An 18,738-nucleotide genomic window follows, 5' to 3' on the forward strand; every position below is an offset into this window, starting at 1 on the left:
CGCGTCCCCGCACGGTGGGTTCACCCACGGTGTTGTGGGTTCCTGACCCGTGTGAAGGGTACGGAACCCACAACACGATGGGTGAACCCACCGTGTTGACTACGAAGTGGTGGGTGCACCACCTGCGATTTCCTGTTCACGCCCCCATCGGACAGGTCCGGACGGCCCGACCTGCGGCGAGTCGTGAGATTCGGCGGGGGCAGGCAACCACTTTCCACGACTCGACGAAGCCCGTGCGAGCCAAACGCCACGACTCGACGAGGGGCGGCAACGAACTGGAACGCGGCGCCGTCACGATCGAAGTACGCCGAGCCCAACGTGGCACGCCGTACCGCTCGCGGCGGAGCCCAATGCGACGCCGCCGATCGAAGTACGGGCGCCGACTCAACCAGCCACCCCGCCCAGTCACCCCGCCCAGCCACCCCGCCCAGTCACCCCGCCCAGCCGCCCGCCCAGCCACCCCACCCAGTCACCCCACCCAGTCACCCCACCCAGCCACCCCACCCAGCCACCCCACCCAGCCACCCGCCCACCCCCAGCCACCCGGCCACCGCAGTGACGTCGCCACGATCGTGGTCCACCCGCCCGCGGGGTGTGGTGGCGGGAGGTTACTTCGGGGTGACAAAGTTTCGTATCTTGTTGACAGGGTGGCGGTTACTGGTGTGGTTTCTTTTCCAACATCAACACCCGGCTGGGGAAGGTGGGGCTCCCATGAGGAAGCTGTTGGCGCTGCTGGCGGCGTTGTGTTTGCTGGCGGCGGTACCTGGTACGGCGTCGGCGGCCGATCCGGCGGCGAAGAAGGTGATCAAGATCGGGGTCACGCAGTCGGTGGACTCGATGAACCCGTTCCTCGCCGTCCGGCTGGTGACGGGGTCGATCCAGCGGCTGATCTACGGGTTCCTGACGGTGCCGGACTCGAAGACGCTGCAGCCGAGCCCGGATCTGGCCGAATCGTGGACGACGTCGCCGGACGGGCTGACCTGGACGTTCAAGATCCGGGAGGCGAAGTGGTCGGACGGGCAGCCGATCACCGCGGCGGACGCGGCCTGGACGTTCAACAAGATGATGACCGACGACGGCGCGAAGACCGGCAACGGACCGGCGGTGGAGAACTTCGAGAGCGTCACCGCGAACGGCCAGGAGCTGACCATCAAGCTCAAGGCTCCGCAGGCGTCGATGCTCGACAACCCGGTGCCGATCATGCCCAAGCACGTCTGGGAGAAGGTCCCGAACATCGCCGAGTACGACGCGGAGGTGTACCCGGCCGTCGGCAGCGGACCGTACGTCGCGGTGGAGCACAAGAAGGACCAGTTCGTCCGGCTGGAGGCGAACCCGGACTACTGGCGCGGCCGCCCGAAGGTGGACGAGCTGCAGGTGATCTTCTACGACAACCCCGCGGCCTCGATCGTCGGCCTGAAGAAGGGCGACATCGACCTGATCGGCCGGCTGAACCCGCCGGACTTCGAGTCGCTGAAGGGCGACGAGAACATCGTCCAGTGGAACACCCAGGGCCGGCGCGCGACGTACCTGCAGATCAATCACGGTGCGACCACCAGCGACAACAAGCCGATCGGTGACGGGCACCCGGCGCTGACGGACCCGAAGGTGCGGACCGCGCTGCACTACGCGATCGACAAGCAGAAGCTGGTCGACGAGGTCCAGGGCGGCCTGGCGAAACCGGCCGACGGCTCGATCGTGCCGCCGCTGTACAAGGACTTCTTCTGGGAGGCGAGCGGCGACCAGAAGATCTCGTTCGATCCTGCGAAGGCGAACCAGATCCTCGACGAGGCCGGTTACAAGAAGGGTGCCGACGGCATCCGGACGATGCCGGACGGGTCGCGGAAACTGCAGTTCCGGTTCAGCATCCACACCGACACCCCGATCGAGGACAAGCTGTCGGAGTACCTGACCGGCTGGTTGAAGGAGGTCGGTATCCAGCTGACCACCAAGCGGCTGGACTCGAGCAAGTTCACCGAGGAGACCGGTACGACGGCGCTCTTCGACATCGCGATCAGCGGCTGGTCGGTGAACCCGGACCCGGAGGAAGTCCTGGCGACGCACCTGTGCAGCCGGCGCCCGACCGCGTCCGGCCAGGGCGGTGGCACCGAGTCGTTCTACTGCGACCCGACGTACGAGAGCCTGTACAAGGAGCAGCAGAAGGAACTCGACCGCGGAAAGCGCGCGGAAATCATCAAGAAAATGGAGGAAAGGCTCTACACCGACGCTCCGGTCATCGCGCTCTACTACCCGAACGACCTGGAGGGGTACCGCAAGGACCGGATCGCCAGCATCACCCCGATTCCCGAGGACAAGGGCCTGCTGTACGGCGGTTCCGGCTACTGGCCGTTCTACACCGTCGAGGCCGTGACGAAGGACGGGGAAACCGCGGAAAGCGGTGGACTGGGTGGTGGCGCGATCACCGGGATCGCCGCGGTGGTCGTGGTCGCGCTGATCGGTGGGTTCCTCGTCCTGCGACGCCGTCAGGGCGCGGCCGACGAGCGCGAATGACGGTCGACACCACCGCAGCCGAAGCGCTCGAGGAGCGCCCGGCCCGCCACGGTCTGCCGCGTTACGCGGCGACCAAGGCGGGCGGGGCGCTGCTGAGCATCGCGATGGTGATCGTCGCGACGTTCTTCCTGTTCCGGCTGCTGCCGGGCGACCCGGTCCGGGCGCTGGCGCAGGGCCGGAACATGACGCCCGAGCAACTCGACCTGGAACGCGCCCGGCTCGGCCTGGACAAATCGCTTCCTGAGCAGTTCCTGCACTTCGTGTCGCAGACGCTGCGCTTCGATCTCGGCGTCTCGTACGAGTACAAGCGTCCGGTGCTGGACCTGATCGGCGAGCGGATCGGGTCGACGCTGCTGCTCACCGGGACGGCGCTCGTGATGGCCGTCAGCCTCGGTCTCTGGCAGGGCGCGCGGGCCGGGTGGAAGCCGGGCAGCCGGTTCGACAAGGTGTCGACCGCGATCTCGCTGGTGCTCTGGTCGGTGCCGACGTTCTGGCTCGGGTTGTTGCTGCTGATGGTGTTCGCAGCCGGAATCGGTCCGATTCCGGGGATTTTCCCGACCCGCGGCAGTTCGAGCGTGGACAAGCCGGACGGGTTCGCGGGCGTGCTCGACGTCGGTCAGCACATGGTTCTGCCGTGCCTGACGATGGTTGCTGTCGTGTACGCGCAGTACCTGCTGGTGATGCGGTCGTCGGTGATCGACGAGGTCGGCCAGGACTACATCACGACCGCGCGGGCGAAGGGTCTGCGGGACGACGACGTACGGCGGAAACACGCCGTACCGAACGCGCTGCTGCCGACCGTGACGCTGGTGTTCATGCGAATCGGGTTCGTCGTCGGAGGTGCCGTGACGGTCGAGGCGATCTTCAGCTGGCCAGGCCTCGGGCAGCTGTTCTACGAGGCGATCCGGGTACCGGACTTCACGCTGATGCAAGGCACGTTCCTGCTGATCACGGTGTCGGTGATCGTGATGAACACGCTGGCCGACGTGATCTACCACGTCCTCGATCCACGGGTGAGGTCGGCATGAGCAGCGTGGCCTGGGTCCGGCGGCGGAATGCCGTAGGAAACTTCTGGGCGGAATTCAGGAAACATCGAGCAGGTGTTTCCGGACTGGTCGTTCTCGCGGTCGCCGTCGTGCTGGCGCTGATCGCGCCGCTGTTCATCGACGCCGGCGTGACGAACGTGGTCAGCGGCACCGGCGCGAAGATGGCGCCGCCGAGCCTCGACCACCCGCTGGGCACCGACGAGTCCGGCCGGTCGGTGCTGCTGATGATCTGGTGGGGTTCGCGAACCTCGTTGCTGATCGGCTTCCTGGCGGCCCTGCTGAGCATGGTGATCGGTACTGTGCTCGGGATCGCGGCCGGGCACTTCCGCGGCTGGGCCGGTGCGGTGATCCTGCGGATCACCGACTGGTTCCTGGTGCTTCCGTCGCTGGTGACCGCGCTGGTGCTGGCGGCGATCCTGGGCGGTTCGACCGCGACGATCATCATCGCGATCGGCGTCACGTCGTGGCCGTCGACCGCGCGCCTGATCCGCGCGCAGACGCTGGCCGTCGAGGCACGCCCGTACATCGAAAGGTCGTTGGCGCTCGGCGCGGGCCACTGGCACATCACCACGCGGCACGTGCTGCCGAACGTGGCCCCGCTGCTGCTGGCCAGTACGACGCTGGAGGTGGCGAGCGCGATCGTCACCGAGTCGACGCTGGCGTTCCTCGGTGTCAGCGCGAACAAGACCTCGTGGGGCACGATGCTGCGTGGGTCGTACGACTGGGGTGCGGCGACCGCCGGTGCCTGGTGGTACATCCTGGTTCCCGGCCTGTGCATCGTGATCGTGGTGATGGCGTTCACCTTGTGTGGAAGGGCTTTGGAGACCGTGCTCAATCCCCGCCTGCGGACGCGTGCCCATGCTTGAGCTCGACGAGTTGTCCGTCCGCTACCGGATCGCCGGCGGCGAGGTGCCCGCCGTCCGCGGTGTCTCGCTGCACGTCCCGGCCGGCCAGGCCCTCGGACTGGCGGGGGAGTCGGGATCGGGGAAGTCGTCGGTCGCGCTGGCGTTGCTCCGGCTGCTGCCGCGGTCCGCGGTCGTCGACGGCAAGGTCCTGCTGGACGGCGAGGACGTGCTGACGATGAAGTGGGGCCGCCTGCGTGCGGTCCGGTGGTCGTCGGCGTCCATCGTTTTCCAGGGCGCGCAACACGGCCTGAACCCGGTTCAGCGGATCGGCGACCAGATCGCGGAGCCATTGCTCGTGCACCAGCTGGCCTCCACGGCGGACGCAGGAAAACGTGTTCGCGAACTGCTCAAACAGGTCGGTCTGCCGGCCTGGCGAGCGCGCAGCTACCCGCACGAGCTAAGTGGTGGCCAACGGCAACGAGTGATGATTGCGATGGCGCTGGCCTGTGAACCGCAGCTGATCATCGCCGACGAACCGACGACCGCCCTCGACCTGATGGTCCAGGCGCAGGTGCTGACGCTGATCCGCCAGTTGATCGCGGACCACGGCATCTCGCTGCTGATGATCTCGCACGACCTGTCCGTCCTCGCCGACGTCTGCGACCGGCTGGCCGTGATGTACGCCGGGCGCCTGGTCGAGATCGGCCCGTCGTCAGGGCAGTTCCGGCATCCGTACAGCCAGGCGCTGGCCGCGGCGTTCCCGACCGTGGGTGACCCGGCGTCCCGGCTGGCGCCGCGCGGCCTGGCCGGCGACCCGCCCGATCCGCAGCAGTTGCCTGGCGGTTGTGCGTTCCATCCGCGCTGCCCGGTAGCGCTCGAGTCGTGCGCGACAACCGACGTACAGCTACGTCCCGCCGGTGCCGACCGGACCGCTGCCTGTGTCCTGGTAGGAGAGTGACTCTTGCTCGAGGCAAGTGATCTGCATGTCGAGTTCTCCGGTCGCGGCGGCCGCCGGGCGCGGGCCGTCGACGGCGTCAACCTGTCCGTCGGCGCCGGCGAGATCGTCGCGCTCGTGGGGGAGTCCGGCTGCGGCAAGACCACACTCGCCCGAACGCTCCTCGGCCTGGAACGTCCGACGTCCGGCGAGGTCACGTACGACGGCACGCCGCTGGAGTACTCGGGACGCGCGCTGAAGGCGTTCCGTCGTCAGGTCCAGTTGGTACTGCAGGATCCGATGGGGTCGCTGAATCCGCGGCACACCGTCTACGAGGCGGTCGCCGAAGGGCCGCGCATCCACAAGCTCGCCGACGAGGAAAACGTGGTCTCGTCGGCGCTGGCGCGTGCGGGGCTGCGGCCACCGGAGCGGTTCTTCCAGCGGTACCCGCACGAACTGTCCGGCGGGCAGCGTCAGCGCGTGGTCATCGCCGGCGCGCTCGCACTCGACCCGAAGGTGCTGATCGCCGACGAGCCGGTCGCGTCACTCGACGCCTCGGTGCGCGGCGAGATCCTCGCGCTCCTGCTCAGGCTGCGCGACGAACTCGGCCTGTCCGCGCTGGTGGTCACGCACGACCTCGGCCTGGCCTGGAACATCGCCGACCGGGTCGCCGTGATGTACCTCGGCCGGATCGTCGAGTCCGGCCGCACCGAGGACGTCCTGACGAATCCGCAGCACCCGTACACTCAGGCGCTGCTCTCGGTCCTGCCGGAGTCGCCGAACCGGATCGTCCTCACCGGTGAGCCGCCGGACCCGACCCGGGTCCCAGCGGGCTGCCGTTTCCACCCCCGCTGCCATGTGGTGGCCCAGGGCAACGGCAAGCCGGCCTGCAGCACGCAACCACTGCCGATTCTGAACGCAGGGACCGCCGTCCAGGTCGCGTGCCACCTGGTCACCGCCGATCAGACGGCGGTGTCACCCTCCGGCTCCTGATCGGCGTCCGCGAGCGACCACTTCAGCTGGAACTCGACCTCTTCTTCGGTCTCGCCCCGCTCGTGCTCCACGCTGATCCGGGCATGCCGCGGCACCGTGAACCGCTCACCCGCCACCTGCACCCGGAACGCCTTGCCCGACTCCAGCGCGTCGGCCAGCCGCCGCAACTTCGCCGCGAACTCGCCGACCGTGTAGTCCATTTCGACATCTCTCGTACCCATGCCGCATATCCAACCAGGCCGCAGGTTCTTCGAGCTATTGACAATAGTTAACAGATGCTAGAACTATTGCGGTATGGCGCAAGACCAGGTCGACCGCTTCTTCGAAGCCCTGGCCGATCCCACCCGGCGGCAGGTCGTGCAACTGCTCGGCGAGGGACCGCGGCGGGCCGGTCAGCTGGCGGCCGCGACCGGGGCCTCGTCGCCCGCGATGAGCAGGCACCTGCGGATTCTGCTGGAGGCCGGCCTGGTCGCCGACGAGCGCGTGCCGGACGACGCCCGGGTGCGCGTGTTCCGGCTCAACCCTGAGCCCGTCGTCGCCGTACAGGCCTGGCTCGACCAGGTCCAGGCCCACTGGCGGGACCAGCTGGCCTCGTTCAAGCAGCACGTCGAGCAGAGAGGGAAGTCCGATGACTGAACCGTCCGCGACGGCGTCTGTCGAGGTGTCCGTCGATCCCGCGACCGCGTTCGAGGTCTTCACCGCGGAGATCGACCACTGGTGGCTGCGTAATCCGATCAACTTCTTCGACTCCGGCCGGGTCACCGCGATGCGGATCGAGCCGGGGGTCGGCGGACGGGTGCTGGAGGTGTACGCCGACGACGTCCTCGAGTTGGCCACCATCACCGCGTGGGACCCCGGTGCGCGGCTGGGGTACCGCAGTTCGGTCGACGACACCGAGACCAGCGTCGACTTCGAGGCGGTGACGGGCGGGACGCGGGTGACTGTCGTACAGAAGCTGAAATCCCCTGACGGCAAGGCGTTCTACTTCTGGCCGCGCGTGATCCGTTGGCTGCCCGACTGGGTCGAGCGCCGGGCCGCCGCGTCCGGTCCGCCGCGGGAAATCGAGCGGCTCTCGATCGCCTTGTACTACGACGATCCGGCCGCCGCCGCGCGGTGGCTGCACGAGGTGTTCGCGATCGACTCCTGGGACACCTTCCCGGCCGAGGGCGAGTACCCTTCGTGGATCGAGCTGCACGTCGGACGGGTCGCCGTACTGCTGTTCAAGCGCACCGAAGCGCGCCCGACCGCGATCGACCACAACGTCTGGGTGTACGTCGACGACCTCGACGCGCACTTCGCCCACGCCCAGCAGGCCGGCGCGAAGATCCTCACCGAGATCCACTCGCACGGCTACCGCTGCTACGAAGCCGAAGACCTGGAAGGCCACCGCTGGACCTTCGCCCAAGCCCGCCCAACAATGCAGTGACCGGTCAACCGGTTCTTGCGACTGATGCAACGCCGGGGGATATCCGGCTCTCGTGACCGATCCGTGGGTGGGCCCCGGGTGACCAAGTCGGCGCCCGCGCTGGACGACCGCGCGCGTCCGTTCCCGCGCGGTGGGTTTACCCACGGTGTTGTGGGTTCCTGACCCGTGTGAAGGGTGCGGAACCCACAACACGATGGGTGAACCCACCGTGCGGCGGAAACCCGGAAACCCTCACTTCCACGCCGTACCACCGCGCCACGCCACGCCGCGCCACCACGACACGCCGTGCCACCAGCCACGCCGCACCACCACGCCACGGCCCAGGCGCAGGCCCAGGCACAGGCGCGACCACGGTTGCGGTGCCTCGGTGCGAGTCGACGACCACCAGGGCGACAACCCCACACACCTTGTGGTCAGAGGCGGCCGGCTTTCTTCAGGGCGAGGTAGGTGTCGGCCAGGGCGGGGGCTATCTGGGCGGGAGGTTCGTCGACGACGGTGACGCCGGCTCGGGTGAGGGTGGCGATGAGGCGTTCTCGGTCGAGGCGGGTGCGGGCGGCGGAGGCGGCGCCGTAGACGTCCAGCAGGTCGCCGCGGGTCGACTCCAGTTCGGTCAGCCGCGGGTCGGCGACCGAGGCGAGCAGTACGACGTGGCGGCGTAGGAGCGGGCCGATGACGGGCAGCAGCGACTCTTCGATGACGGCGGGGTCGAGGCCGGTGAGGAGCACGACCAGTGAGCGTTGACCCAGCCGCTCGAGCACCTGCGACACGACGATGCGGAAGTCGGTCTGGACGAGCTCTGCCTCCACGTTGGCCAGCGCGTTCACGAACGACGGCAGTACGTCCTCCGGTGCGGGACGCCGTACGTCGGCACGCACTGCGGAATCGCAGGCCAGCAACGAGACCCGGTCGCCCGCCCGCGTGGCCAGGGCGGCCAGCAGCAGCGCAGCGTCCATCGCGTGGTCTAGCCGCGGCGCATCGCCGACCCGGCCGGCGGACAACCGACCGGAGTCGATCACGATGACGACCTGCCGGTCCCGCTCCGGTCGCCATGTGCGCAGTACGACGTTCCCGCGCCGTGCGGTGGCACGCCAGTCGATGCTGCGTACGTCGTCACCAGGTACGTAGTCCCGCAACGAGTCGAACTCCGTACCCTGCCCGCGCACCAGCAACGCCGTACGACCGTCCAGCTCGCGCAGTCGGGCCAGCCGCGACGGCAGGTGCTTCCGGCTGTTGAACGGCGGCAGCGCCCGGACGGTCCACGGCACCTCGTGCGACCGCTGACGTCCAGCGAAGCGCAGCGGACCGATCGACCGGACCGTCACCCGCGCAGCCTTTCGGTCGCCGCGGCGCGTTGGGACCAGGTGTGTCGTCAGCCGCCGCCGCTCACCGGACGGCAGGTCCAGCTTGTGCGGCGGGTCCAGGACGCCGGCAGACGGCGGCCAGGCGTCGCGTAGCAGTCCGCGGACGCGCCGACCTGGATTGGTGATCAGCAGGTCCACAGTGGCCTGCTCACCGAGCCGTACGGCGTTGTCGCCCGACCGCTCGAACTGCAGTCGCCGTGGCGACCCTGCCAGCAGCATGTCCACGCCACACACCACCAGCACCGCCAGAACCACCAGACCGACACCTGTCCAGGACGGCATCACCAGAGCGACGAACACCACTCCAGCAGCAGCCAGGACGCCGGCTCGGCCAGTCAGAACCATCAGCGTGGCACCGGCACCGTCGCGAGCACGCTCTCCAGGACGGCGTCCGCGCTGACACCCTCCAGCTCGGCCTCAGGACGCACCTGCACCCGATGCCGAAGGCAAGGACGCGCCATCGCCTTCACGTCGTCCGGAATCACGTAGTCCCGGCCGGACAACCACGCCCACGCTCGCGACACCGCCAGCAACGCGGTGGCACCACGCGGCGAGACACCCAGCTGCAGCGACGGCGATTGCCGGGTAGCGCGGCACAGGTCCACGACATAGGCCAGTACGTCGTCCCGCACCGCAACCCGCCGTACTGCCTGTTGGCCGGCCGCCAAGTCTTCCGGACCAGCTACCGGACGCAGACCGGCAGCTGCCAGGTCACGCGGGTCGAAGCCCTGGGCGTGCCGGGCGAGGACGGCGATCTCGGCGTCGCGCGGCGGGATGTCGAGCGTCACCTTCAGCAGGAAACGGTCCAGCTGGGCCTCAGGCAGCGGGTAGGTGCCTTCGTACTCCACCGGGTTCTGCGTGGCGGCAACGACGAACGGTGCGGGCAGCCGGCGCGGCTCACCGTCCACGGTGACCTGCCGCTCCTCCATGGCCTCCAGCAACGCCGCCTGTGTCTTCGGCGGCGTCCGGTTGATCTCGTCCGCCAGCAGGATGTTCGTGAACACCGGACCAGGACGGAACTCGAACTCGGACGTCTTCGCGTCGTACACCAGTGACCCGGTGACGTCACCCGGCATCAGGTCCGGCGTGAACTGGACGCGCTTGGTGCCCAGCCGCAGGGCCATCGACAGTGCCCGCACCATCAGCGTCTTCGCCGTACCGGGCACGCCCTCCAGCAGCACGTGGCCGCGGCAGAGCAGAGCGAGCACCAGTGCGGTCACCGCGGTGTCCTGGCCGACCACCGCCTTGCCGATCTCGGTCCGCAGCGCCACCAGCGACTGTCTGGCCTGCTCCGCGGTGACCTCGGTAGTCGTCACGGGTGTCGTACCTCCTGCGTCAGTACGTCGAGTTCCTGGGACAAGGACATCAGAGCGGCGTCGGTGAGCGGCGGCTGGCCGTACAGCAGTTCGTACAGCATGGCCGGGTCCCTGCCGGTGCGCGCGGCGACAGTCGCGACGACGGCCGACGGATCGGCGCGGCGTGGGATGCCGTGCGCCTTGTGGAGCTGACCGAGCGCCGACTCGCGCAACGCGGAGGCCGCGCGGTCCCGCGCCCGTGAACGGCGGTACAGCCGCGCCCTCCCCTCGGTGGTCTCGGCCGCGTGCACGATCACCGGCAGCTGCTCCGCAACGACCGGACCGAGCCGCCGTCCACGCCAGATCGCCACGACCAGTACAGCGAACGCCAGCGCCCAGGCGATGTAGCGGACATCGGGCGGGATCAGCGGCGTACCGCTGTCGCCGGAGCTGGAGTAGTCGGACTCCCACTGCGGCAGGTACCAGACCAGGTCCCGATGTGTCCCCAGCAGATTGAGCGCCAGCGCCGCATTGCCGTCGTCGGCGAGCTCCTCGTTGGTGAACGTCAGCCGCGAGCCGATCACGTCGACCGTCCGTTCGCCGAGCTCCAGCCGGACCAGGATGTTGTTGAAGCCGTCGCCGTAGCAGGTGGTCGCGGCGTCGGGAGCGCTGTACGTCGGCCCGCCGACGGTGGCTGTGCCGGCCCGAACCGCAGCCGGCAGGTCACACCCCGGTTCGCGGCTGCGCCTCGGCAGCGAACTACCCGTCAGCCGCACCTCGGGCGCGAGGGCCTCGAGTGCGCGACCGGTCGGCCGGATCAGGACGATATGACTCCACCCCGCATCGGCGATCCGCCGCCAGTCGCTCACGTCCAGCGAGCCGCCTGGTGCGATCAGGAGCGTTTTGCCGGCGGCCGGCTCGACGACGTCCTCCAAGTCGTCCGTACCCGTCACGTCGACGTTGTGGTCTTTCAACAGGGCTGCCAGCGCCCGCGCGCCGTCCGCGTCGGTGGAGTCCGGGCTGAGGGGGCCTGACGTTCGCGCAGCCGTGGCGGCCAGCAGAACGAACGCAGCGAGCACGATCACAGCGGTGACGAGCAGGGGGATCCGCAACGCGCGCCAGCTGTCGCCGACACTCCGGCCGGTCGTCGACGTACTCATACCGCCACCCGTGCGGTGCGTGCGGCGTTGTCAGCTGCCACGACAGCGGCGTACCGCTCCGGCGTCCCCGGGCGGTTGCCGTAGACAACCTCTGTGAAGATCAGTGCGGCCGGCTGCAGCGGTTCACGCAGTACCGGTGCCGCACGCGACGCATCGGCTACGACCTCGTACGCCGTCCGTCCGGCCCGCTCGTCCAGTACGGTCCGCTCGGTCAGCTCCGCCACGCAGGCACGGAACCGGCTGCGGATCGCCGACGCGAAGTCACCGGACGCAGCCTCCTGTTCGGCCTGTGTGCGGTACTCGGCCGCACTACGCCGCCGTTCCGTGTCGAACACGGCCTGTTTCGGGGTTTTGCGCGTTGTCCGCAGTACGCCGGAGCGCCAGAGCACGATGATGACCACAAGCACGAGGAGGCCGATCAGCATCACCAAACCGGCACGTCCGTTGGGCGACGAACCGGTGAGGCTCTCCAGCAGATCACCGATCCACTGCAGCACCTGGCGGATCGCGCGCCCCAGGAACGAGCCAGAGTCCCGGTAGGCGGTCTTGGACAGCTCCTTGGCCGCCTCCTGGGCAGCCTGGTCCCGGTCAATGTCGACGGGTGGTTCCAGCGGGAGAAGGATCACGGGTGCTCTCCGAACCGCAGTGCGGGCCGCATCCACAGGTCGAGGCCTTCCCGCCGCACCCGCAGGTCGAGGTAGATCAGTGCCTGGACGGCGGACATGAACGCCAGGCTGGCGATCAGCGTCAGCACTGTCATCAGTGCAGCGGCCAGACCGAACACGATCACTACCGCCAGGGCTCCGGCGCTCTCGCTGGTGCCGGCCCATCCCTCGAGGGTGAAAACCAGCAGGGAGACGCCGAGTTGGAGCGCGTACCCGATGATGTTCACCACCACCCCGCCGAAGAGCAGGATCCCGAAGACCCGCCAGAACTTGCCGCGCACCAGCTGCCACGACCGCCGCAGCGCGCCCCAGACACCCACCCGGGCGGGGATGTACAACCCGATGTCCGGCGCGTGCCGGCCCTCCAGGAGGACGACGGTCCCGGCGAGCACCAGCCGGACGCCGAAGATCAGCACCAGCACGCCGCCGACGAACATCATTCCCAGCGCCGCGGCACCGGCCACGTCGGAGGAGATCGCCGCGTCGGCACCGGCGCCGATGCCGAACACCGCCAGCCCCCAGCCACCGATGAGCAGCATGAACGACAGCGACTGCACCAGGCCCACGGCGGCCAGTGCCGGCAGCGCGGGCCGCACCAGTCGCATCAGCTCGCGCGGCCCGGCCCTGTGCGCCAGCTGACTACGCACCGCGGCCAGCGCGATGATTCCGGCGAGCATGCTCGACACCACCGTGAACAGCACCACCTGGACGCCGTACGTGAGCAGCAGCGCCGCACCGGCCTGCCCGAACGGGTCGTCCGCTCCGAAAAAGCCGCCCAGTCCGCCTGGTACGGCGATCTCGGTCAGCACGGCCTGAACCGCGACCAGTGCGATCCCGGCGAGCACCGGGAGGCCCAGCATGATCGTCTTGTTGTCGGAGATCGTCCGGGCCGCGTTGTCGAGCAGATCGGCGGGCAACCACGGTCGCAGCGGTTCGGTCGCCACGTCGTCGTGCAGGCGCATACTGTGAGCAGAACTGCGATCAGAAGTGTGATCAGCCGGGTGATCAGAGCCGGAAGTACGCCCCAGGCCAGACCCTCCCACCGCGTACCTCCTCTCGCCGGTGAACCGCCGTACCGGACGTCACGTGAGTTGTGGTGAACCCCGGAAGTGCACCATGATCCCGGATGATCACAGCCCAACCCGGGGTCACACGGCGATCCGGCGTGTGCGCTACCAGGGGAATGGGACACTATCCGTAGTGCGTACGGCACGGCACCCCGCCGGGCGCACACCGATCGGTCCGAAGCGAACGGCAAGCCAACGACAACGGAGCACAAGGAGCTATGGGCGTGGCAGACGGTAACCGGACGATGCGGGGCCGCATCCTCATCGTCGACGACGACACCGCGTTGTCGGAGATGCTCAGCATCGTGCTGCGCAACGAGGGCTACGACACCTATCTGTGCGCGACCGGTGACAAGGCGGTACCGGCGTTCCGTGAGTTCAAGCCGGACCTGCTGCTGCTCGACCTGATGCTGCCGGGGATGGACGGGATCGACGTCTGCCGCGCGATCCGGGCCGAGTCCGGGGTGCCGATCGTCATGCTGACGGCCAAGAGCGACACCGTCGACGTGGTGCTCGGCCTGGAGTCGGGCGCCGACGACTACGTGGTCAAGCCGTTCAAGCCGAAGGAGCTGGTGGCCCGGATCCGGGCCCGGCTGCGCCGGATGGACGAGCCCGGACCGGAGTCGCTGACCATCGGTGACCTCACCATCGACGTCGCCGGCCACTCGGTGAAGCGGGCCGGCGAGACGATCCAGCTGACCCCGCTGGAGTTCGACCTGCTGGTCTGCCTCGCCTCGAAGCCCTGGCAGGTGTTCACCCGCGAGGTGCTGCTGGAGCAGGTCTGGGGCTACCGGCACGCGGCCGACACCCGGCTGGTGAACGTGCACGTCCAGCGGCTCCGCTCCAAGATCGAGAAGGACCCTGAGCACCCGGAGATCGTCGTGACGGTCCGGGGCGTCGGATACAAGGCGGGTGCGGACTGATCGAGTACGAGCGCGGCCAAGAGCCGCAGGTTGCCCCCGGCGATCAGATGGTCGGCACCGAGGTGCCTACCGAGCACCCCGATCACGCTGACCACGCTGATCACCGGGCCGACCGGTCGGCCGACAACCGGACCGATCAGCGCGCAGGGCAGCCGACGGCACCACCGGAGCAGGAGGTGGCCGAGTCCCGCGGGACGGAGCTGGAGCTGACCGCCGCCGCGGCGGACTGGTCTGCCCAGCCGCCGCTGTGGCGGACGCACCCGAAGCACTGGCCGGACTTCTGGCGGCGCTCGATCCAGGCCCGGATCGTCACCGGGACCCTGTTGATGTCCACGCTGGTTCTGCTGCTGGTCGGCTGGGTGATGATGAGCCAGGTCACGGACGGTGTCCTGGAGTCACGCCGTACCAGCGCCCAGGCCGAGGTGCGCGCCCAGATCCAGCAGCTGACCGTCAGCCTCGACGCGGCCAACGCCAACACCGTCAACCAGCAGCTGTCCGAGCTGGTCCTTGGTACGAACCGCCCGGGGCTGTACGACGTCCTGCTGGTGCCGACCGACCAGGCGGCGTCCAACGCAATCCGCTACACCGGTCTGGTCGACAGCGACTCGATCCCGCAGCCGCTGTCGTCCTCTGTAGTGAGCGACGGCACCAAGCTGTGGGACACCTACACGCTGATCAACTACCGCGACAGCCCCAGCGTGCCCGGGCTGGTGATCGGCTCCCAGCTCCGGATCGACTCCACCGGCGACCGGTACGCGATCTACTTCCTGTTCCCGCTCACGGCGCAGCAGGAGACGCTGGACGTCGTCCAGCGCGCGCTGGTGACCGCAGGTCTGTTGCTGATCGTTCTGCTCGGCGCGGTGGCCTGGCTGGTCACCCGGCAGGTCGTGACGCCGGTGCGGATGGCACGCCGGATTGCCGAGCGGCTGGCGGCCGGCAAGCTCGAGGAGCGGATGCAGGTCCGCGGCACCGACGACCTGGCCCGGCTGGCCGTGTCGTTCAACAAGATGGCGTCCAATCTGCAGCGGCAGATCCGCCGGCTGGAGGAGCTGTCCCGGCTGCAGCGCAGATTCGTGTCCGACGTCTCGCACGAGCTGCGGACACCGCTCACCACGGTCCGGATGGCTGCCGACCTGCTGCACGAGAGCCGCGACGACTTCGACCCGATCACCCGCCGCTCGGTCGAACTGCTGCAGAACGAGCTCAACCGGTTCGAGGAGCTGCTCGCCGACCTGCTGGAGATCAGCAGGTTCGACGCCGGGGCCGCCGCCCTGGACCTGGAGGACGTCGACCTGCGCGACATCGTCAACCGGGTGCTGGAGAGCCACGAGACCCTGCTGCACCGCAAGGGCTGCCCGGTCGAGCTGGACATGCCGGAGCCGTGCCGCGCCAAGGTGGACTCCCGCCGCATCGAGCGGATCCTGCGGAACCTGATCGGCAACGCGATCGAGCACAGCGAGGGCCTGCCGATCAAGATCAGCACGGCGTACGACGAGGGCGCCGCCGCGGTGGCCGTCCGCGACCACGGGATCGGCTTCCGTCCCGAGGAGGCGGAGATGGTGTTCAGCCGGTTCTGGCGGGCCGACCCGGCGCGGGCCCGGACCACTGGCGGCACCGGCCTCGGCCTGTCCATCGCGCTCGAGGACGCCCGCCTGCACGGCGGCCGCCTGGACGCCTGGGGCTCGCCCGGCGACGGTGCCTACTTCCGGCTGACGCTGCCGCGTCGTCCGGACGTCACGCTCACCGGTTCGCCGCTGCCGCCGCGCCCGCCGGACGCCACCCGGGTGGTCACCGACCTGGTCGACGTCGGCGCGCCGTACCAGAAGCTGAGCGGCGGTGACGAGCGATGAGGCGCAAGCTGATCGGGGCCGTGCTGGCTGTGCTAATGCTGGGCGGCTGCGCGACCGTGCCGACCAAGGGCGCCATCCGCAACGGCGAGCGCGAGGGGCAGGCGCCCGACCTGGGCGGTGTCGGCGTCGAAGCGAAGCCGCCGCGCGCGAACGTGAACGACCTGGCCATCGTCAGCGGCTTCCTGGAAGCCATGTCGGATTCCCAGGCGTACGACGTCGCGCGCCAGTACATGACGCCGGACGCCGCGGGGGAGTGGCGGCCGGACGCGCGGACCGTGGTGTACGACCAGAGTCCGGACTCACTGACCCGGAAGGGTGACGGGGTCCAGCTGACCGCCCGGAAGATCGCCACCATCGGCGCCCGTGGTGAGTGGATTCCCGCCGGGCCGAACGAGAAGGCCGACTTCTTCTTCCGGCTGAAGAAGATCGACGGGCAGTTCCGGGTGGACTCCGTGCCGCCGGGCGCGTACCTGGGGAGCAACCAGGTCGACCTCAAGCTCGCGCCGCGCGACCTCTACTTCTTCAACCAGACCAAGGAACTGCTGGTGCCGGACCAGGTCTGGCTGCCGCAGAACCTCCCCTCCGGCCAGGCCGCGACGCAGCTCGTCCAGGAGCTGCTGAAGGGCCCGACGAGCCGGCTCGGCAACGGCGTGGTGTCCATCGCGCCTCCTGGGACCGAGGTGCAGGTGTCGGTCCCGGTCGACCTCGGCGTGGCCACCGTCGCGCTGAACGACGCCGCCGGGTCCCTGCGTGACCAGGACCGGCGGCTGCTGGCCGCACAGATCGTCTGGACCCTCAACCAGCTGAACCTGCGGGCCAAGATCACCGTCGGCGGCGCGCCGCTGCTGCCCGACGAGCCCGAGATCCTGCCGTTCGGCACCTTCAGTGCGTACGACCCGCAGGTCCCGGCCGGCGCCGCGACCAAGCTGTACGGTCTGCTGAACCAGAAGCCGCACCGGATCCTCGGCCTGGACGGCGCCTCGGACATCAGCGCTCAACCGCTCGAGAACGGTCCCCTGGCGCAGCACCGGGCCAAGTGGTTCGCGGTCGGGCTCACCGGCGACACCGGTGCGATCGTCACCGCCGACGAGAGCGAGCTCATCTACGGCAAGCTGGATCCGGGCGAGAGCGACCCCGCCGCGGTGAAGATCCCGCTGGACGGGACCACATTGCCGCCGACCTTCGACGACGAGGGCAAGCTGTGGTTCCTCGACCAGGTCGACAGCGGCCGGCCGCGGCTGCGGGTCCGCACTCACGACGGATCGGTCGAAACCGTGGAGACCGACTTCAAGGGCGACACTCCGGTCGCGCTGCGGATGGCACCCGACGGCGTTCGCGCGCTGCTGGTGATGCAGGCGGCCGGCACGAAGCAGAACTACGTGCAGACCGCAACCATTCAGACCGCTGCGGACGGGAAGAAGAAGGTGCTCGCCGCCTTCCGCCCGCTGCGCCTGGCGCTGACCAACATCACCGACGCCGCCTGGAACAAGCAGGGCATCGTCGTGATCGGCGCTGCCCTCACCAACACCTCGGTGCGGCAGGCCTGGCTGGTCAGCCCGGACGGCTCCAGCCTGCAGTTGCTGCCCGGATCGTCGCTGGAGTTCGTCCCGCAGCGAGTCGCGTCGAACCCGAACAAGGACACGTTGCCCGTCATCCAGGACGACGCCGGCCGCATCCACTGGCTCAGCAAGGACCTCGCCTGGGTCTCCCCGGAGCCCGGCGACATCAACGGTGCGGTCACACCGACGTACCCGGGCTGAGCCGAACTGGAGCCGAGCCTCCGCCGAGTTGTCGAACCGAGCTTGTCCAATCGAGTTAGTCGAGCCGAGTTAGTCGAGCCGGGTTTGTCGAGCCGGGTTGTCCACAGGCACGAGGATGGCGAGTTGCCCGGAAGCGGTGATTCGCGGACCGTGGGGCGGTGCGCGGGTGGGACGGCTTCGTGGACCTGGTGCTGGGCGGGCGGTGTGCGGGATGCGCCCGGCCCGGGGTCACGCTGTGTGGTCGTTGCCGTCGGCTACTGACCGGTCCGACTCCGTTCCGTGCCTGGCCCGATCCGCCGCCACCCGGTCTGGCGCCGCCGACCGCTGCCGCGCCGTACGCCGGGGAACTCCGTAATCTGATCGTCGCGCACAAGGAACACGCGCGCTATGGCCTTGCCCGGCCGCTCGGTGGTCTACTCACTGATGCGGTCCGCGTCGCACTCGAAGGCCGGGGCGCAGCCTGGCTGTGTCCGGTGCCGTCGCTGCGGGCAACAGTCCGGCAGCGCGGCCACGACCCGCTGCGGCGGATCACCGACAGTGCGGTCAGATCCCTGCGCAGACAGGGAATTCACGTTCGGCGCGCCGACGCGCTGCAAGTCGTCGGGCGCCCCGACGATCAGGCCGGCCTGTCCGCGGAACGCCGTACGGCCAATCTGGAGGGGGCTTTCCGGTTGCGTTCGCGCTGGGCTGAAACGCTGAGCGGTCAACCGGTCTTGCTGGTCGACGACGTGATCACCACCGGTTCCACGCTCAGGGAAGCCTGTCGCGCCTTGGAATCCGGGGGAATCGAGGTGCTCGGCTGTGCGTTGCTGGCCGCCACCGCCCGGCGGCACCCGTCTGGTTCATGAGAACTTCCCTACCGGTTTTCGCCGAAGCCGACTAGCGTTGGGATATGACACCCGCTG

17 protein-coding genes are annotated in these 18,738 nt (G+C 69.0%); 11 read left to right on the forward strand and 6 right to left on the reverse strand.

Annotation, left to right across the window (positions count from 1 at the left end; all coding sequences use genetic code 11):
- Positions 1-711: 711 nt before the first annotated feature.
- Genes AB0B82_RS24110 through AB0B82_RS24130 form a run of 5 tightly spaced genes read left to right on the forward strand, consistent with a single transcriptional unit; the run spans position 712 to position 6,326 of the window.
- Positions 712-2,508, forward strand: coding sequence for an ABC transporter substrate-binding protein (locus AB0B82_RS24110; protein WP_360172595.1), 1,797 nt, complete (start codon positions 712-714; stop codon positions 2,506-2,508).
- The gene (locus AB0B82_RS24115) at positions 2,505-3,536 is read left to right on the forward strand and encodes an ABC transporter permease (protein ID WP_360172598.1); all 1,032 of its coding nucleotides are present in this window, start codon (positions 2,505-2,507) and stop codon (positions 3,534-3,536) included. Before AB0B82_RS24110 ends, AB0B82_RS24115 begins: the two co-directional genes overlap by 4 nt.
- Complete coding sequence (locus AB0B82_RS24120) at positions 3,533-4,420, forward strand: ABC transporter permease (RefSeq protein ID WP_360172601.1); 888 nt, start codon at positions 3,533-3,535, stop codon at positions 4,418-4,420. The genes AB0B82_RS24115 and AB0B82_RS24120 overlap by 4 nt, the downstream gene beginning before the upstream one ends.
- Positions 4,413-5,357: an ABC transporter ATP-binding protein gene (locus AB0B82_RS24125; RefSeq protein WP_360172604.1), complete on the forward strand. Its 945-nt coding sequence runs from the start codon at positions 4,413-4,415 to the stop codon at positions 5,355-5,357. The genes AB0B82_RS24120 and AB0B82_RS24125 overlap by 8 nt, the downstream gene beginning before the upstream one ends.
- A 3-nt stretch (positions 5,358-5,360) precedes the next feature.
- Positions 5,361-6,326, forward strand: a complete 966-nt coding sequence (locus tag AB0B82_RS24130; RefSeq protein WP_360172607.1) for an ABC transporter ATP-binding protein — start codon at positions 5,361-5,363, stop codon at positions 6,324-6,326.
- On the opposite strand, the gene AB0B82_RS24135 is transcribed toward AB0B82_RS24130, so the two are convergent.
- Positions 6,296-6,547: an amphi-Trp domain-containing protein gene (locus tag AB0B82_RS24135; RefSeq protein WP_360172610.1), complete on the reverse strand. Its 252-nt coding sequence runs from the start codon at positions 6,545-6,547 to the stop codon at positions 6,296-6,298. The two genes, AB0B82_RS24130 and AB0B82_RS24135, sit on opposite strands and share 31 nt — an antisense overlap.
- A gap of 73 nt (positions 6,548-6,620) precedes the next feature.
- On the opposite strand from AB0B82_RS24135, the gene AB0B82_RS24140 reads away from it, so the two are divergent.
- Together AB0B82_RS24140 and AB0B82_RS24145 are read left to right on the forward strand one after the other, a co-directional pair.
- Positions 6,621-6,962, forward strand: a complete 342-nt coding sequence (locus tag AB0B82_RS24140; RefSeq protein ID WP_360172612.1) for a metalloregulator ArsR/SmtB family transcription factor — start codon at positions 6,621-6,623, stop codon at positions 6,960-6,962.
- Positions 6,955-7,752 (forward strand): VOC family protein, encoded by a 798-nt coding sequence (locus tag AB0B82_RS24145; protein WP_360172615.1) that lies wholly within the window; start codon positions 6,955-6,957, stop codon positions 7,750-7,752. The genes AB0B82_RS24140 and AB0B82_RS24145 overlap by 8 nt, the downstream gene beginning before the upstream one ends.
- Before the next feature lie 413 nt (positions 7,753-8,165).
- Here the strand turns inward: AB0B82_RS24145 and AB0B82_RS24150 are convergent, their stop codons facing one another.
- From AB0B82_RS24150 to AB0B82_RS24170, 5 genes are read right to left on the reverse strand one after another with little or no spacing between them, the layout of a single operon-like run.
- A complete protein-coding gene (locus AB0B82_RS24150; RefSeq protein WP_360172618.1) occupies positions 8,166-9,458 on the reverse strand; it encodes a DUF58 domain-containing protein in 1,293 nt (430 codons plus the stop codon).
- Positions 9,458-10,429 carry a MoxR family ATPase gene (locus tag AB0B82_RS24155; RefSeq protein ID WP_360172620.1) on the reverse strand — a complete coding sequence of 324 codons (972 nt, stop codon included), beginning with the start codon at positions 10,427-10,429 and terminating at the stop codon, positions 9,458-9,460. The genes AB0B82_RS24150 and AB0B82_RS24155 overlap by 1 nt, the downstream gene beginning before the upstream one ends.
- Positions 10,426-11,568: a DUF4350 domain-containing protein gene (locus tag AB0B82_RS24160; protein ID WP_360172622.1), complete on the reverse strand. Its 1,143-nt coding sequence runs from the start codon at positions 11,566-11,568 to the stop codon at positions 10,426-10,428. The genes AB0B82_RS24155 and AB0B82_RS24160 overlap by 4 nt, the downstream gene beginning before the upstream one ends.
- Positions 11,565-12,194: a DUF4129 domain-containing protein gene (locus AB0B82_RS24165; protein WP_360172624.1), complete on the reverse strand. Its 630-nt coding sequence runs from the start codon at positions 12,192-12,194 to the stop codon at positions 11,565-11,567. The genes AB0B82_RS24160 and AB0B82_RS24165 overlap by 4 nt, the downstream gene beginning before the upstream one ends.
- The gene (locus AB0B82_RS24170) at positions 12,191-13,195 is read right to left on the reverse strand and encodes a hypothetical protein (RefSeq protein WP_360172627.1); all 1,005 of its coding nucleotides are present in this window, start codon (positions 13,193-13,195) and stop codon (positions 12,191-12,193) included. The genes AB0B82_RS24165 and AB0B82_RS24170 overlap by 4 nt, the downstream gene beginning before the upstream one ends.
- Positions 13,196-13,545: 350 nt before the next feature.
- Between AB0B82_RS24170 and mtrA the strand changes: the two genes are divergently transcribed.
- From mtrA to AB0B82_RS24190, 4 genes are all read left to right on the forward strand, one after another.
- The gene (gene mtrA, locus AB0B82_RS24175; RefSeq protein WP_141859693.1) at positions 13,546-14,223 is read left to right on the forward strand and encodes an MtrAB system response regulator MtrA; all 678 of its coding nucleotides are present in this window, start codon (positions 13,546-13,548) and stop codon (positions 14,221-14,223) included.
- A gap of 176 nt (positions 14,224-14,399) precedes the next feature.
- Entirely contained in the window at positions 14,400-16,073 is a 1,674-nt protein-coding gene (mtrB, locus tag AB0B82_RS24180; protein WP_360172630.1) for an MtrAB system histidine kinase MtrB, read from the forward strand.
- Complete coding sequence (locus tag AB0B82_RS24185) at positions 16,070-17,833, forward strand: LpqB family beta-propeller domain-containing protein (RefSeq protein WP_360172633.1); 1,764 nt, start codon at positions 16,070-16,072, stop codon at positions 17,831-17,833. Before mtrB ends, AB0B82_RS24185 begins: the two co-directional genes overlap by 4 nt.
- A 158-nt stretch (positions 17,834-17,991) precedes the next feature.
- Entirely contained in the window at positions 17,992-18,681 is a 690-nt protein-coding gene (locus AB0B82_RS24190; RefSeq protein ID WP_360172636.1) for a phosphoribosyltransferase family protein, read from the forward strand.
- The last annotated feature ends 57 nt before the right edge of the window (positions 18,682-18,738 follow it).

It is taken from the genome of Kribbella sp. NPDC048915, assembly GCF_040649595.1.
Lineage (GTDB): Bacteria > Actinomycetota > Actinomycetes > Propionibacteriales > Kribbellaceae > Kribbella.